General features: G+C 29.9%; 14 protein-coding genes and 5 pseudogenes. All 19 read left to right on the top strand.

The genetic code is table 11. The annotated features are described in order from the left end of the window. The first annotated feature begins 145 nt into the window (after positions 1-145). Positions 146-715, top strand: coding sequence for a TVP38/TMEM64 family protein (locus tag HGPT_RS02915; protein WP_019138383.1), 570 nt, complete (start codon positions 146-148; stop codon positions 713-715). Between the two features lie 95 nt (positions 716-810). After that, positions 811-990, top strand: coding sequence for a 30S ribosomal protein S21 (rpsU, locus tag HGPT_RS02910; RefSeq protein ID WP_005957648.1), 180 nt, complete (start codon positions 811-813; stop codon positions 988-990). A gap of 13 nt (positions 991-1003) precedes the next feature. Then, positions 1004-1447 (top strand): GatB/YqeY domain-containing protein, encoded by a 444-nt coding sequence (locus HGPT_RS02905; protein ID WP_019138382.1) that lies wholly within the window; start codon positions 1004-1006, stop codon positions 1445-1447. Positions 1448-1658: 211 nt separating this feature from the next. Beyond that, positions 1659-2381, top strand: coding sequence for an NfeD family protein (locus HGPT_RS02900; protein WP_019138381.1), 723 nt, complete (start codon positions 1659-1661; stop codon positions 2379-2381). An 8-nt stretch (positions 2382-2389) separates the two neighbouring features. Next, a pseudogene (gene floA / locus HGPT_RS02895) lies at positions 2390-3381 on the top strand (flotillin-like protein FloA). Next, positions 3381-4037 (top strand): hypothetical protein, encoded by a 657-nt coding sequence (locus tag HGPT_RS02890; protein ID WP_019138379.1) that lies wholly within the window; start codon positions 3381-3383, stop codon positions 4035-4037. The pseudogene floA and the gene HGPT_RS02890 overlap by 1 nt, the downstream one beginning before the upstream one ends. An 81-nt stretch (positions 4038-4118) precedes the next feature. Further along, a complete protein-coding gene (locus HGPT_RS02885; RefSeq protein ID WP_019138378.1) occupies positions 4119-5132 on the top strand; it encodes a PhoH family protein in 1014 nt (337 codons plus the stop codon). Next, a complete protein-coding gene (ybeY, locus tag HGPT_RS02880; protein WP_019138377.1) occupies positions 5132-5578 on the top strand; it encodes an rRNA maturation RNase YbeY in 447 nt (148 codons plus the stop codon). Before HGPT_RS02885 ends, ybeY begins: the two co-directional genes overlap by 1 nt. Before the next feature lie 4 nt (positions 5579-5582). Then, a complete protein-coding gene (locus tag HGPT_RS02875) occupies positions 5583-6290 on the top strand; it encodes a diacylglycerol kinase (RefSeq protein ID WP_019138376.1) in 708 nt (235 codons plus the stop codon). Continuing rightward, on the top strand, positions 6291-6704 hold the full coding sequence (locus HGPT_RS02870) for a cytidine deaminase (RefSeq protein WP_019138375.1): 414 nt from the start codon (positions 6291-6293) through the stop codon (positions 6702-6704). It abuts the gene before it with no gap. Continuing rightward, a complete protein-coding gene (gene era / locus HGPT_RS02865) occupies positions 6691-7596 on the top strand; it encodes a GTPase Era (RefSeq protein ID WP_019138374.1) in 906 nt (301 codons plus the stop codon). Before HGPT_RS02870 ends, era begins: the two co-directional genes overlap by 14 nt. Before the next feature lie 28 nt (positions 7597-7624). Beyond that, positions 7625-8283: pseudogene (gene recO / locus HGPT_RS02860) on the top strand (DNA repair protein RecO). Positions 8284-8293: 10 nt separating this feature from the next. After that, on the top strand, positions 8294-9178 hold the full coding sequence (locus tag HGPT_RS02855) for a glycine--tRNA ligase subunit alpha (protein ID WP_019138371.1): 885 nt from the start codon (positions 8294-8296) through the stop codon (positions 9176-9178). Beyond that, positions 9171-11239: pseudogene (glyS, locus tag HGPT_RS02850) on the top strand (glycine--tRNA ligase subunit beta). The gene HGPT_RS02855 and the pseudogene glyS overlap by 8 nt, the downstream one beginning before the upstream one ends. A 12-nt stretch (positions 11240-11251) precedes the next feature. Continuing rightward, a pseudogene (gene ccpN, locus HGPT_RS02845) lies at positions 11252-11882 on the top strand (transcriptional regulator CcpN). Positions 11883-11890: 8 nt separating this feature from the next. Beyond that, positions 11891-12711: pseudogene (locus HGPT_RS02840) on the top strand (pyruvate, water dikinase regulatory protein). Between the two features lie 4 nt (positions 12712-12715). Next, positions 12716-13729 (top strand): deoxyguanosinetriphosphate triphosphohydrolase, encoded by a 1014-nt coding sequence (locus HGPT_RS02835; protein WP_019138369.1) that lies wholly within the window; start codon positions 12716-12718, stop codon positions 13727-13729. Beyond that, on the top strand, positions 13730-15436 hold the full coding sequence (gene dnaG / locus HGPT_RS02830; protein ID WP_019138368.1) for a DNA primase: 1707 nt from the start codon (positions 13730-13732) through the stop codon (positions 15434-15436). It abuts the gene before it with no gap. 77 nt (positions 15437-15513) lie between these two features. Then, a partial coding sequence (locus HGPT_RS08835; RefSeq protein WP_281032365.1) for an RNA polymerase sigma factor region1.1 domain-containing protein occupies positions 15514-15659 on the top strand: 146 nt, incomplete at its 3' end.

Raw genomic sequence — 15659 nt, 5'->3', positions numbered from 1 at the left:
ATTGAAAATAAATTAGGGAAAGAAAATAGGAATTTAAATGAATCAGATGTAAATAGTTAAAAAAAGATTTAAAAAAATTCAAGTTGTTGCTTTAGTTTCCTTTGCTTCAATTTTACTTGTATTGTTATTAACTCGAACTGGAAATGTGACAATAGATTCAATTATTGAAAATGCCAATGGCAATGAAAAAAAGTCTATCTTATCCCTATTTGCATTATTTGCTGTAAAAAGTTTAACTATTATTATTCCGCTACCATCACTATATATAGTTAGTGGCGTTTTATTTAAACCTGCAAAAGCACTAGTAATTAGTTACATTGGATTAGCAATTACACTTACAATTCCCTTTGTTTTAGGAAGATGGTCTGGTGCAGAAGAAATGGCTTATCTTAAAAACAAATATCCTAAGATCGAAAAACTCATTGAGATGCAGGAAAGAAATGAATTTTTGGCAAGTTTCGTAATTAGACTAATTGGTTGGTTTCCTTGTGATATTTTGAGTTTTTACTTTGGTGCATGTAAGACAAATTACATAAAATATATTACTTCATCACTTCTTGGAGCCTCAATTGGGGTTATAACAAATACTCTTCTCGGAGATGTAATTTTGGATCCTCTTTCTTGGCAATTTTTGACAATGATCTTAATAAAAATTTTTATTTCTGTTTCTGTTGTGGCAATAACTTACTTTGTAAGTAAAAACAAAAAATCTTAAAAAATAAAAATATTATTGAAGTTTTGCGATTTATAGAGTATAATAAACCTAAATTGGCCGAAAGGCTACTCTTTTCTACGAGAGGAGGTTAAAAAATGTCCGAAATCAGGGTTGGTGAAAATGAATCTTTAGACAATGCTCTTAAAAGATTCAAAAGACAATGTGCCACTAGTGGAGTTCTTAAAGAAGTAAGAAAAAGAGAACACTACGAAAAACCAAGTGTTAGAAGGAAGAAAAAATCCGAAGAGGCACGCAGAAAAAAACACAGATATTAAAGAGGGTGTTCTTATGTCTCTAAAAGAGAGACTCATGGCTGACTTAAAGAGTGCTATGAAAAATAAAGATAAACTTCGAAAAGATGTTATCACCATGGTTCGTGCAGCTATTAAACAAAAAGAAGTAGATGAACGAGTTGAGCTTGATGATGCTGATATTGAAAATATCATTGCTAAGCAACTAAAAGAAAAGAAATCGTCAATTGAAGAGTTTAAGAAAGGTAATAGAGAAGATTTAGTTGAACATACAAATCAAGAAATCGAAATATTACTTGACTACTTACCTGAGCAATTATCAGATGAAGAATTAAAAGAAATTATAAAAAAAGTAATTGACGAAAATGATATAACATCAATGAAGGATATTGGAAAATTAATGAAAAATGTAATGCCTTTAATAAAGGGCAAAGCTGATGGCAAACAAGTTAATGCCATTGCTAAAGATTTATTAAGCTAAAACTCGGGATTTTTCCCGGGTTTTATTTTTATATTTTTTTATAAATTTTAATCTTAAATTAGGACTTTTAAATGAATTTGTATCTTTGAAATTTTATGTAAAGATGTAAATTTTAAGTGTGATTAAAAAATCTTAAACTTTTCTTAAATAGAATTTAGATTATACGTAATTTGGATTGGGTAAAATAATTCTAAGTGCAAAGGAGGTTAACTTGAAAAAATTTAAGAATTTATTTTATAGTATGCCATTTTTACTTATTTTTTGTAATCTTGTGTATGCACAAGGAGAGAAAATGTCATCAATAGAAAATATTTTTTCTAATGATTATGTTTTTACGTTATTACTTATCGTGGCAATAGTAGCAGGTGTTTTTGAAATTCTAACTCCAGGTTTTGGATTTTCTGGTATTATTTCCATTGCTTCCTTTTTTGTATTTTTCTGGGGAAATATAAAAATGGGAAATACAAACTTTTTTGAAATTTCACTTTTTGTAATAGGATTGCTTCTACTTGCACTTGAAATTATGATACCAGGTTTTGGAGTGGCTGGTATAAGTGGAATTATTGCAGTCTTAGTTGGTTTAGCCTTATCCATGAGTGACATTTATTTTGCTTTATTTTCACTAGCTTTAGCTCTTGTCATTGCAATAATATTGGGATTTGCTCTTTTTAAAAGAGGTATAAAGTCCGATACAATAAATAAACTTAGACTTTTTAAAGAAAGTTCAAGTGACAAGGGATATCTTAGTGTTGAAAGTGAAGAGGTCTCAATTGGAGATGTCTTATTAACAAAAACTCCACTTAGACCAACTGGTTACGCCTTATTAGGTGAAAAAAAGATAGAAGTAATTTCAGATGTTGGGTTCATTGGAAAAGATGAATCAGTTGTTGTAGTAAGAATTAGCGGGGCGAGAATTTTCGTCGAAAGAAATTAGGAGGACATATGAATTATTATCCCTTAGGTAGTATTATTATAATAGCTTTAATAGTTATTGTAGTGGCAATGTTTTTATCCTTTGTTCCAGTTGGACTTTGGGTTACAGCATTTTTCTCTGGTGTTAGAATAAAAATATCAGAACTTATTGGTATGAAATTAAGAAGAGTAAAACCATCAAGAATAGTTAGACCTGCAATAAAGGCGACTAAGGCTGGACTTGATTTAGAAATTTCTAGTCTTGAAGCTCACTATTTAGCAGGTGGTAATGTAAATACTCTAGTAGATGCTCTAATTGCAGCGCAAAGAGCTAATATACCACTTCAATTTGAAAGAGCTGCAGCAATTGATCTTGCAGGTAGAGATGTACTTGAAGCTGTTCAAGTTTCTGTAAATCCAAAGGTAATTGAAACACCAAATATTTCAGCAGTAGCTCAAGATGGTATAGAAGTTATTGTTAAAGCTAAGGTAACTGTAAGGGCAAATATTGAAAGACTCGTTGGTGGTGCTGGTGAACAAACTATAATTGCAAGAGTTGGCGAAGGAATAGTAACTACAGTAGGTTCATCTCAAAGCTATAAGTCCGTTTTAGAAAACCCAGATTCTATTTCAAGAGTGGTTCTTGATAAGGGTCTTGATTCTGGTACAGCTTATGAAATTCTTTCAATTGATATTGCAGATGTTGATGTTGCAAGAAATATTGGGGCAAGACTTCAAACTGATCAAGCAGAAGCTGATAAGAGAATATCTGAAGCTAAAGCTAGTGAAAGACGTGCTATGGCACTAGCTCGTGAACAAGAAATGAAGGCAGAAGTTGAAGCCATGAGAGCAAAAGTTGTTGAAGCAGAATCTCAAGTTCCAATAGCTATGGCAGAAGCTTTAAAGAGTGGAAATCTTGGAGTCTTTGATTATTATAAAATGAAAATTTAAACTCTGATACTGACATGAGAAATTCTATTTCCAAAATACCTGATAAAAATCACAAAAAGGAAAATAAATAATGGGACCTATTTTTAGTATTGTAATTGCCATTTTTTCTCTCATGCCTGCTATAATCTTTGTCATTGTTTTTAAAGTTTTACTTACTATTTTAAAAAGAGGTAAAAGTAAAATGACAGAAGATTTTTATGAAAATGAGAAAAAAATTGCGAATTCTAAAAATATTTATAAAAATAGAAGTTCAGATCAGGAAAGTTTAATAGATGAAATAAAAAGAGTAATCAAAGAAGAAAAAGAAAAAGATAAAATTAAAAAGGAATCCTCAGATAAAAAAATTAGGGACACTTATAAAGATAAAGTAAATAAATATAAGCATAATAATAAAAAAGATAAGATATTTATCAATAAGGATATTAACATTTCACAAAGAGAATTAAAGGAAAAATTATTAGAAAAAAAGTCTTTGTCTAGGGATAAATTTGAATCATCAAAAGTTAAAGAAAATAAGGAAGTCTTAGAGGGCTCAAAAAATCTTGAAACAATGTCAGATAAGATTTTTGAAAGTGAATTTATTAAAGAATGTGAATCAGATTATGTTAATTATGAGGACAATAATTCTTGTAATGACTTTTCACAAATTTTAAATTTTGATGAAGATGATTTACTTAAAATTCAAATATATAAAGAGATTTTTGATAAACCTTTAAGTCTTAGATAAATCAAGGCTTGCTTTCCATAATCTATGGAAAAGTAAGCCTTTTTATGATATTATTATATTCGCGTTTAAGGGGGTATATTTTTGGCAAAAATGGAAAAATCCATTGAAATTAATGATATAAATTTAATGTCTATTGTTTTTGGAAAGCTTGATGAAAATATTTCTCTTGTAGAAAAAGAGCTGGGACTCAATGTTAAATCAAGGGATAATAAAATTATAGTAAGTGGAGAAGAAGATGTAGTTGAGGATGGATATCTTCTTTTAAATAATTTAATTGAAACTGCAAAAAAACAAAATAGCCTAAGTTTATCTGATGTTCGTTATGCTATTTCTCTTATAAAAAATAATGAGAAGAGACCAGTTTCAGAACTACTAAAGGATACTTTGGTTTACACATCTATGGGGAAACCAATTAGGGCAAAAACTTTAGGTCAAAAAAGATATATAGATAATATTAACAATAATGATATTGTGTTTGGAATTGGACCTGCAGGGACTGGAAAGACTTATCTTGCTATGGCTGCAGCGGTTCGTGCTTTTAAGGCTAAAGAAGTAAACAGAATAATTTTAACAAGACCTGCTGTTGAAGCTGGAGAAAATCTTGGGTTTTTGCCAGGAGACTTGCAAAATAAAGTAGATCCTTACTTGAGACCACTTTATGACGCCCTCTTTGAGATATTGGGACATGATACTTATAATAATTTATTTGAAAAAGGACTTATTGAAGTTGCACCTCTTGCTTATATGAGAGGTAGAACTTTAGATTCAGCTTTTGTAATTTTGGATGAAGCTCAAAATACAACAAATGAACAGATGAAGATGTTTTTAACAAGACTTGGATATGGTTCTAAGGCAATTGTGACAGGTGATGTTACACAAATTGACCTACCTAGTGGTAAGCAATCAGGTTTAAAAACTGTCCTAAAAATTTTAGCAGGAGTTAAGGGTATTGGCATAACTTATTTAAATAAAAATGATATTGTTCGTCATGCTCTAGTTCAAAGAATTATTGATGCTTATGAAAAATATGAAAAGACAAATGAAAAGGCAAATAAAGTTATAGAAGCAAAAAAATCAAAAAATGGGAGTAAATAATGGAAGTTTACTACGATGATAGGCAAGACAATATAAATATAACAGACGAGATGAAAAATCTTATTGAGAAATCTATAAAAGCTGTTTTAAAAGTTGAAGAACTTGACGATGATGTTGAAGTTTCTGTTTCCTTTGTTGGCGACGAAGAAATAAGAGATTTAAATAGAGATTATAGAGGAGTTGATAAATCAACGGATGTCTTGTCTTTTCCAATGGATGATGAGTTTATAATAGACAATAGAATCCTTGGTGATGTTATAATTAATACAAGAAGAGTTATGGAACAAGCAGAAGAGCTTGGTCACTCTCATGAAAGAGAATTGTCTTATCTTACTGTTCACAGCATTTTACATCTTTTGGGGTATGATCACATTGAAGATGAAGACAAAAAAGAAATGAGAGAAAGAGAAAAGTTATCTATGAAGGAACTTGAAATATATAGGTGATTTTATGAAAAAGGGACGTTTTATATCATCTTTTAATTATGCAGTTCAAGGTATTATTTCTGTATTAAAAACAGAGAGGAATATGAAATTTCACTATTTAGCTGCTTTAGGAATAATTATTTTATCTCTTTTCTTTGATATATCATCTACAGAATTTTTATTAATGCTTTTTGCAATTAGTCTTGTTATATTTGCAGAGATGATAAATACAGCAATAGAGAGAACAGTTGATTTAGTTGTTCAAGAGTACAATCCCATAGCAAAATATGTAAAGGATGTATCGGCAGGCGCAGTTTTAATCACAGCTTTAAATGCTGTTGTCGTTGCTTATTTAGTATTTTATGATAAATTTGCATCCTTTGGCGATCTTCTTTTATTTAAAATAAAAAATATGCCAAATCATTTGGCATTTGTTTCTTTACTTATAATTATTATTGCCACAGTTGGAGCAAAACTTTTGATGGCTAAGAAAAGTGGGGGAACTTATTTCCAAGGAGGAGGTCTAAGTGGACACTCTGCAATATCATTTTGTGCAGCGACTATTATAACTATGATAGCAGAAAATTCGCTTGTAACTCTTTGTTCTTTTGGACTTGCATTTTTAGTTGCAGAAAGTAGAGTAGAGGGGAAAATTCACAAGGTTTCTGAAGTTGTTGTTGGTGCAATTTTGGGGGTTTGTGTAGCAATATTTGTTTTTAAGGTAGTTGGTTAAATGGAATATAAAAAATTAATAGAACTTGCAATAGATGCAAGAGAAAATATGACCTATACACCCTATTCACATTTTAATGTTGGTTGCGCCATTGAGATGGAAGATGGATCAGTTTATACTGGTGGAAATATAGAAATAGCTTCATATTCACCAACAAATTGTGCGGAAAGAACTGCAATTTTTAAGGCAGTTTCTGAGGGTAAAAGAGAAATAAAAAAGATAGCAGTAGTTGGAGATAGTGATTACACTTTTCCTTGTGGAGTATGCAGGCAAGTTATTCGTGAGTTTTCAAAAAATCCTGAAATAATAATAGCAAACTCTACTAATGACTACAAAATTTTTGGAATGGAGGAAATTTTACCTCATTCCTTTGGTCCAGAGGACCTAAATGGAGATGAAAATGACGGAAAATAATTTTAAATCGGGATATGTATCAGTGGTTGGAAGACCAAATGTTGGAAAGTCCACTCTTCTAAATGCAATAATTGGAGAGAAAATTTCTGCTATATCTTCAAAACCACAAACTACAAGACAAAATATAACCTTTATCCACACAGATGAAGATTCACAAATAATTTTTTTGGATACACCAGGAATACAAAAGCCAAAAAATAAGTTGGGAGAATTCATGCTCACTGAATCTAAAGAGGGAATAGAAGATTCGGATATTATAACTTATATAGTGGATACTTCTAAAAGAATTGGAAAAGCAGAAAGATCAATAATAGATATTTTAAAAGAGTATAAGGGCGAACTTCCAATAATTCTTTTAATAAATAAAGTTGATACAATAAAAAAAGATGAGCTTTTAGAAATAATATCAATGTATGCAGAAGAAGATATTTTTGATGATATTATTCCAATTTCTGCAATTAATAATGATGGTGTTGACATATATTTAGACACTCTTAAAAACTTTTTGAAGCCTGGACCAATGTATTATCCAGAAGATATGATAACCGATAAAAATGAAAGATTCATTGTATCAGAAATTATAAGAGAAAAGGGGCTAAAATATTTAAATGAAGAAGTCCCTCATGGACTTGCTATTTCAATTGAAAAATTCAAAAAAAGACCAGATAAAAATATTTACGATATCGAAGCTAATATATATGTTGAAAGAGACTCTCACAAGGGAATTCTTATTGGCAAGAAAGGTTCTATGTTAAAGAAAATTGGAACTGAGTCAAGAGAAGAAGCTGAAAAACTTTTAGATGCCAAGGTAAATTTACAAATTTGGGTTAAAGTTGAGAAAAACTGGAGAGAAAAAGATAATTTGGTAAAAAGATTTGGCTACGATAAATAATTATACTTTGGGCATTGTACTAAATGAAATGGATTTTGGTGAGAGTTCAAAGATAATAAGAGTATTCACCAAAGAATATGGTAAAATTTCTATTATGGTAAAAGGTGCAATGAGTCCAAGATCTAAAAACTTGAGTGTTTCACAAGTTTTTGGTGTAAATGAATATCTATTAAAAAAAGGACAAAGTTTTTTTATATTAGCGATTCAAAAATTCTTGAATCTAATTTTAAAATTAGAGAAAATTATGATAATTTAATTTATGCTTCTATTTTGTTAGAAATTTTGGATAAATCTTCTGTAAGCGGTGAAACAAACAAAAAAGCTTTTGATCTATTGAGAAAGACTTTAAAATTTTTTAATTTCACTAAAGATCCAATTAGTCTTGCCTTGGCTTTTGAATTAAAATACCTAAGTTTTATTGGCTATAGACCAAGGCTTGACATTAAAGAAAAATCTTATTTTTCTATAAGAGAAGGAATTATTGATTTTCAAGATCCATTTTCCTTTTCTCTAACAAGAAAAGATTTAGTTTATTTGAACGAGATTTTATATGGAAAGTTAGAAGATTTAGAAAATATCGAAAATATTGAAATAAGTAGGAAAAAATATTTGCATAATATTATAATAAAGTATATAAAATACAATTTAGATATAAGCAGTTTTAAGTCAGATAGGCTGTTTAATTAAGGAGGAAAAAATGTATTTCCAAGATTTAATTATGACATTGGAAAATTATTGGAAGGAAAAGGGAGCTATTATAATGCAACCTTATGATATTGAAAAGGGTGCAGGAACTATGAATCCAAATACTTTCTTAAGATCTCTTGGACCTGAAGAATGGAAAGTAGTTTATGTTGAACCTTCAAGAAGACCTGCAGATGGTAGATATGGTGAAAATCCAAATAGACTTTATCAACATCACCAATTGCAAGTTATTTTGAAACCATCTCCAGAAGATGTTCAACAACTTTATCTTGATTCACTTTTCGCAATTGGTATTGATCCAAAAAAACATGACATTAGATTTGTCGAAGACAATTGGGAATCTCCTACACTAGGTGCTTGGGGTCTTGGTTGGGAAGTTTGGCTTGATGGAATGGAAGTAACACAATTTACTTATTTCCAACAAGTAGGTGGAGTAAACCTTGATCTAGAAAGTGCTGAATTAACTTATGGACTTGAAAGAATTGCAATGTATCTTCAAAATGTAGAGTCAGTATATGATATTAAATACAATGAAAATATAACTTATGGAGAAGTATTTAAGAAAAATGAATATGAACACTCAAAATATGCTTTTGAAAGTGCTGATATAGATATGCTTAGAAAACTTTTTGATATGTATGAATCTGAAGCACAAAGAGTAATTGGAGAAGATATAGTAATTGATGCTTATGACTACACTCTAAAGTGTTCTCATGCTTTTAACTTATTAGACGCAAGAGGAGCCCTTTCTGTTTCTGAAAGAACAAGCTACATCCAAAGAGTGAGAAATCTTGCAAGACTTGTAGCAAAAACTCATTTAAAACACAGAGAAGAAATGAATTATCCCCTTATAAATAGAGGTGAAATAAATGAATAATTATTTACTTGAAATTGGAGTTGAAGAATTGCCATCTAGATTTGTAAATATGGCAATAGAACAACTTGAAGATAAATCTCAAAAATTATTAGTTGAAAATGAACTTGGATTTGAAGATGTAAAAGTTTATGCAACTCCTAGAAGACTTAGCCTTATAATTGAATCCTTAGATGAAAAACAAAAAGATATGCAAAAAGAAGTTAAGGGACCTTCTGTAAAAATTGCTTATGATGATGAAAAAATCCTACAAAACCACTTTTAGGTTTTATGAAATCTCAAAAAATTACTGAAGATGACATAGTTATAAAAGAAGTTAAGGGAACAGATTATATTTTTGCACAAATTTCATCAGTGGGTAAAGAGTCTTCTGAAATTTTAAAAGAAATAATACCTGGACTAATTAAGGACATTAATTTTCCAAAAAATATGCGTTGGGGTGGAAAGAATTTAAGATTTGCAAGACCAATAAGATGGATTGTATCTCTTCTAGATGATAAGGTTGTTGATTTTGATTTTGAAGGAATTCAAGTTGGAAACACTACTAAGGGTCATAGATTTTTAGGATCATCAGAAGTTATCATAGACAATGTGGAAAATTATGAAAAGTTACTTGAAGATAATTATGTAATTCTAGACCAAAATAAAAGACGTGAAATTATAAAATACGAATCAACAAAGATTGCAAAGTCTCTTGGTGGAGAAATTCACGAAAACGAAGATCTTTTAGAAGAATTAACTTATATAGTTGAATATCCAAGTCCAATTAAGGGAAGCATAAAGGAAAAATATTTAAGTCTTCCAAAAGAAGTTGTAACAACTACAATGATTGATCATTTGAGATTTACTCCAATCTATTCACAAAAGGGAGAGTTACTTCCATATTTTATTACAGTTAGAAATGGCACTAAAGATTATGAAGACATTGTAATTGCTGGAAATGAAAAAGTTCTTGGAGCAAGACTTGAAGATGCTAAATTCTTCTATGATGACGATATTTCAAGACCACTGGAAGATTATGTTGAAAATTTAAATGGTGTTTTATTCCATGATAAATTAGGAACAATGCTTGAAAAAGAAAAAAGAGATGGAGTAGTTGCAAATAAAATTGCAGAATCACTTTCTTTTGCAGACGAAGCTATTGATGCTATAAAAAGAGTAGCTCATCTTTCTAAAGCTGATTTGACAACAAAAATGGTAATCGAATTTACTGAACTTCAAGGCGTTATTGGAGAAATTTATGCTTTAAAATCTGGAGAAAAAGATATTGTTGCTACTGCAATAAGAGAACAATACCTTCCAAAATTTGCTGGAGATAAGCTTCCAGAATCAAGTGTGGGATCAATTTTTTCACTAGCTGATAAAATTGATACAATTGCTGGACTATTTGCTATAGGTGAAATTCCTACAGGTTCAACAGATCCCTTTGCTTTAAGAAGATCTGCTATTGGTGTAATTAATATAATTAGAAATAATTCTTGGAAATTTGATTTAAATGAAGCTGTAGAAGCTAGTTTATATGAATATATAAATGATCTTGGTCTTACTTTTAACCACGAAGAAGTTATTGAAAACGTAAGAGATTTCTTCTTTGGAAGAATTAAAACTATGCTTCAAGAAGAAGGCATTAGGTATGATATTATAGATTCAGTTTTAATTCCGGAAAGTGAAATACACAATATCTTTGATAAAGCTAATGAACTAGATGAATGGTTTAAAGAAGATAGGAGCCATTTTGTTGATGCATATAAGAGAATAAATAATTTAACAAAAAATGTAGATTTACTTGAAATTAATGAAGATCTTCTAAAAGAAGAAGCTGAAAAAGATTTATATAATAAATTTACTGAAATTGATGAAAGTTTTAATGATGCTTTATCATCAGAAAGATATAAGGAAGCTATGGACTTATTAAATGATTTAGTTCCTGCTATTGATTCTTTCTTTGACAGTGTAATGGTAATGGCTGAAGATGAAAAAATTAGAGAAAATAGACTAGCACTCATAAATAGAATTGAGGAAAATATTCAAAAAATATTAAAAATCGAAAATATTGTAGAATAGGTCGGTGAGCAAATGAAATTCAGCGATAGGCAGACTGAAATTATTGATATTGTAAAGGAAAAAGGGCCCTATAACTGGTGATGAGATAGCAGAAATTTTAGGACTTTCAAGAGCTACTATAAGGTCTGATCTTTCTGTACTCACAATGATAAATATTTTGGGAGCAAGACCAAAGTTTGGATATTTTTATACTGGAAAATCTATTTTTTCTCAGTTGTCTAGTGACTTAAAGAAATTAGAGTTGAAAGATTATATGTCACTTCCTTTTTCTTGTGACCAAAAAACTTCTGTCTATGATGTTGTGGTAGATCTATTTATGGAAGATTTATCATCAATGTTTGTTACTGATGGCGGATTTCTAACAGGTATTGTATCAAGAAAAGATTTAATTAGATTTATGATTGGTGATGCTGATATTAAAAAGACTCCCATAAGTGTAATTATGACAAGAATGCCAAATATTTTTTATGTAAATATAGATGACAGTGTTTATAAGGCTGCAAATCTAATTGTGACAAAGGGTATTGATTCCCTTCCTGTTATAAAAGTTAAAAATAATAATGATCTTGAAGTTGTTGGCAGATTTACAAAGACAAATGTTACGAGACTTTTTGTTGATGTTTGTGATGGCGAGATAATTTAGGAGGAGAAATGAATAAAGACGATAATCAACTTACTATTTTTGTAATTTCAGATTCTATTGGCGAAACTGGGGAGTTAATTGCAAAATCTTCTGCAAGACAATTTGAATCAGAAAATTATGAAATTATTAGATACCCTTATCATAATAGCATTGAACAAATTAAACCTGTTCTAGAAAAGGCATCAAAAATAAAAATAGTCTTATAGTTTATACAAATGTTGTTAAGGAAACTAGAGATTTTATCGAAGAAAAGACTCATGAATTAAAATTACACACTGTTGATGTCATGGGAGAACCATTACTTCAAATTGAAGATATTTTAGGATATGAACCTTTAAGAGAACCTGGTTTAATTAGAAGGCTAGATGAAAACTATTTTAAAAAGGTTGAATGTGTTGAGTTTGCTGTAAAATACGATGATGGTAAAGATCCTCGTGGTGCGAAAAAGGCAGATATATGTCTAGTTGGTATTTCTAGAACTTCAAAGACTCCTCTATCTATGTATCTTGCAAATAAACTTTATAAAGTTGCTAATATTCCACTTGTTCCTGAAGTTCCTGTTCCAAAGGAAGTTTATGAAAAAGACGTTGATAAGATAATTGGACTTACAGCAAATCCGGAAAAGATTATTTCTGTAAGAGAGCAAAGATTAAAATCTTTAGGCTTAACTTCAGGTGCAAAATATGCTAATTACGATAGAATAAGAGATGAATTAAATTATTCAAAGCAAGTTATGGAAGAATTAGGTTGTTTTGTAATTGATGTATCTGACAAGGCAATCGAAGAAACTGCTGAAATAATCATTAAACATATGGAATCCAGGAAGTGATTAAATGAATCTTCGAGTTGAGAGAGAAAAACTTGAGCACAAAATGTTTTTTGAATATGCTACTTTTGCAGATTCAACTTTGGGAAGAAATAAAGAAGAAGAAAAGTCCGATCTTAGAACTGAATTTCAAAGAGATAGGGATAGGATTATCCACTCAAAGAGTTTTAGGAGATTAAAACATAAGACGCAGGTCTTTATTTCTCCTGAGGGTGACCATTTTAGGACAAGACTCACTCACACTCTTGAAGTTAGTCAAATAGCTAGAACAATAGCTAGAGCATTGAGGCTTAATGAAGATTTAGTAGAAGCAATTTCCTTAGGGCATGATCTTGGCCATACACCTTTTGGACATTCTGGTGAAGCAGTTCTTAATGAATTAAAAAGCACAGGTTTTATTCACAGTGAACAATCTTTAAAAGTAGTTGACTTTTTGGAAAGATCTGAAAAAAGAATTGGTTTAAATTTAACTGAAGAAGTTAGAGATGGAATTTTAAATCATTCTGGCAGTAGTAACGCAAAAACTTTAGAAGGAAAAATTATAAAATTCGCAGATAGAATTGCCTATATAAATCATGATATTGATGATGCAATTAGGGCTGGAATTATTTCTTCTGATTCACTTCCTAAAGAATTAACTAAAGTTTTGGGAAATACTTCTTCTGAAAGAATTAACACGATGATTAACGGCATAGTTAATGAATCTTATGGGAATCCTATTGTTGAAATGGAAAAAGAAGTCTATGAGGCAACTATGGAACTTAGGCAGTATATGTTTAAAAGGGTTTATATGGATCCTGTTGTAAAAAGTGAAGAGATAAAAATTAAAAGACTTTTGACAGAACTTTATAGATTTTATGCAGAAGATTTAAGTAGAATACCAGAAAATCATCTAAGTCTTTATAGTGATAGAAGTCATAGCGACGAAGATATTGTTTCTGACTATATAGCTGGAATGACTGATACTTATGCAATGAAGCAAATAAAAAATATATTTATACCGAAGGGATGGAGCATTTAATTGTACCTTATAAATGACAATGTTCTTGATGAAATAAGAGATAGGGCAGATATTGTAGATTTAATTGGAGAATATGTGGACTTAAAGAAGTCTGGATCCAATTATATGGGACTCTGCCCTTTTCATTCTGAAAAAACTCCTTCATTTTCTGTTTCCAGTTCTAAATCTATTTTTAAATGTTTTGGATGTGGAGTTGGCGGAGATGTAATCACTTTTGTAATGAAAAGAGAAAATTTAAGTTTTCCTGAGGCTGTGGAATTTTTAGCAGATAAGTACAATGTTAGACTCGAAGAATACAAAGATGAAAATAAAGAAGCACGTGAAAAAAGAAATAGGCTATACGAAATAAATAGGGAAGCAGCCTTACATTTTCTAAAAAATTTTCAAGCATCAAAAAAAGCGCAATTATATTTAAATAATAGGATGCTAAGTGCAAAAACTATTAGATCTTACGGCATAGGATATTCTAAAGATTCCTGGACTGATTTATACGATCATTTAACAAGTTTGGGATATAAAGAAGATGAACTTTTAGACTTAAATTTAATTTCAAAAAGTAAAAATGGAAATTATATTGACAGATTTCGAGATAGAATTATGTTTCCAATTATAAATAGAAATAATAAGGTAATTGGGTTTGGAGCAAGGGGTTTTGGTGATGCAAAACCGAAGTATTTAAATTCGCGAGAAACTCCTATTTTTCATAAAGGCAGTAATGTTTTTAACATGAATATAATTTCAAGAGAGTCAAGTCGAGAAAGAATTATCTTAGTAGAAGGCTATATGGATGTTATATCTTTATACAATAGTGGTATAAATTATAGTGTAGCAAGCCTTGGTACTTCTCTTACATTTGACCAGGCTAATATTATTAAAAAAATGGCTAAAGATATTTACATTTGTTATGACAGTGATAACGCAGGTATTAACGCAACTGCAAGAGCCATAGATATTTTTCTTCAAGCATCAGTAAAGCCTAAAATAATAGAACTTAATGATGGATTGGATCCTGACGATTTTATAAAAAAATATGGATTAGAAGCTTTTGAAAATAAAATTAAATCTTCTATATCTTATATCGAATTTAAAATAAAAAAACTTAGGGAAAATTATAATCTAGAAGATAATGAGGGACTTAGCAATTTTACAATTGAAGCCGCAAAAATTTTTTCTAGTATAAAAAATCCTATAGAAAGAGATATTTTTGTAAAAGAATTTTCAAAAAATTACAATATTTCAAATTTAGCAATTGAAAATTATATAAATTATCTAAATAGGAATAGGGTTAAGGAAGCGAAAAAAGAAAAGTTTAAGGTAAAGAAAAATACAAATGTTGTGAAATCTAATAAGACTAGAGCACAAGAGGAATTATTATCATATTCTTTACTGGACAATGATATTTACAATTATATCAAAAAAAGAATTGAAGTTTTCTATTTTAGCAACGCCATGACTAGGGCTGTCTTTGAAGAAATACCTAAATTTTTTGAAGAAGAGATGGAGCTAAATGATTTTTTAACTCTTTTAGAATCAAATAGGCTCATTGACACTGTTTTTAAGAATAATATTTTAGCAATTATAAATGATATCTATGTAAATGAAAAAGTAGTCGATGAATTAATAAGAACTGTCGAAGGTAATTATCTTCAAAAATCAAAAAAACAAAATCCTCGAAAATATCGAAAAACTTCAAGGGGAAGAAAATAAAAATCTTCTGCTCGAAGCTTTAAAAGAATTGCAAGAAATTAATTTAAAGTTAAACGAGTTGAAAGAGGAGGGCAATTATGAGTGAAAAATTAAAAAATAAAGAATCTATTGATTCCATAAGAGAACGACTCTTAAAAGATGGAAAAAAGGACGGAAAACTTACCTATGAGGAAATAGGAGATGCCTTTGAAAAAGTTCAAATAGATTCAGATGATATAGATGA

This window comes from Peptoniphilus timonensis JC401 (genome assembly GCF_000312025.1).
Lineage (GTDB): Bacteria > Bacillota > Clostridia > Tissierellales > Peptoniphilaceae > Peptoniphilus_A > Peptoniphilus_A timonensis.
This window is presented reverse-complemented; position numbering and strand designations above follow the sequence as displayed.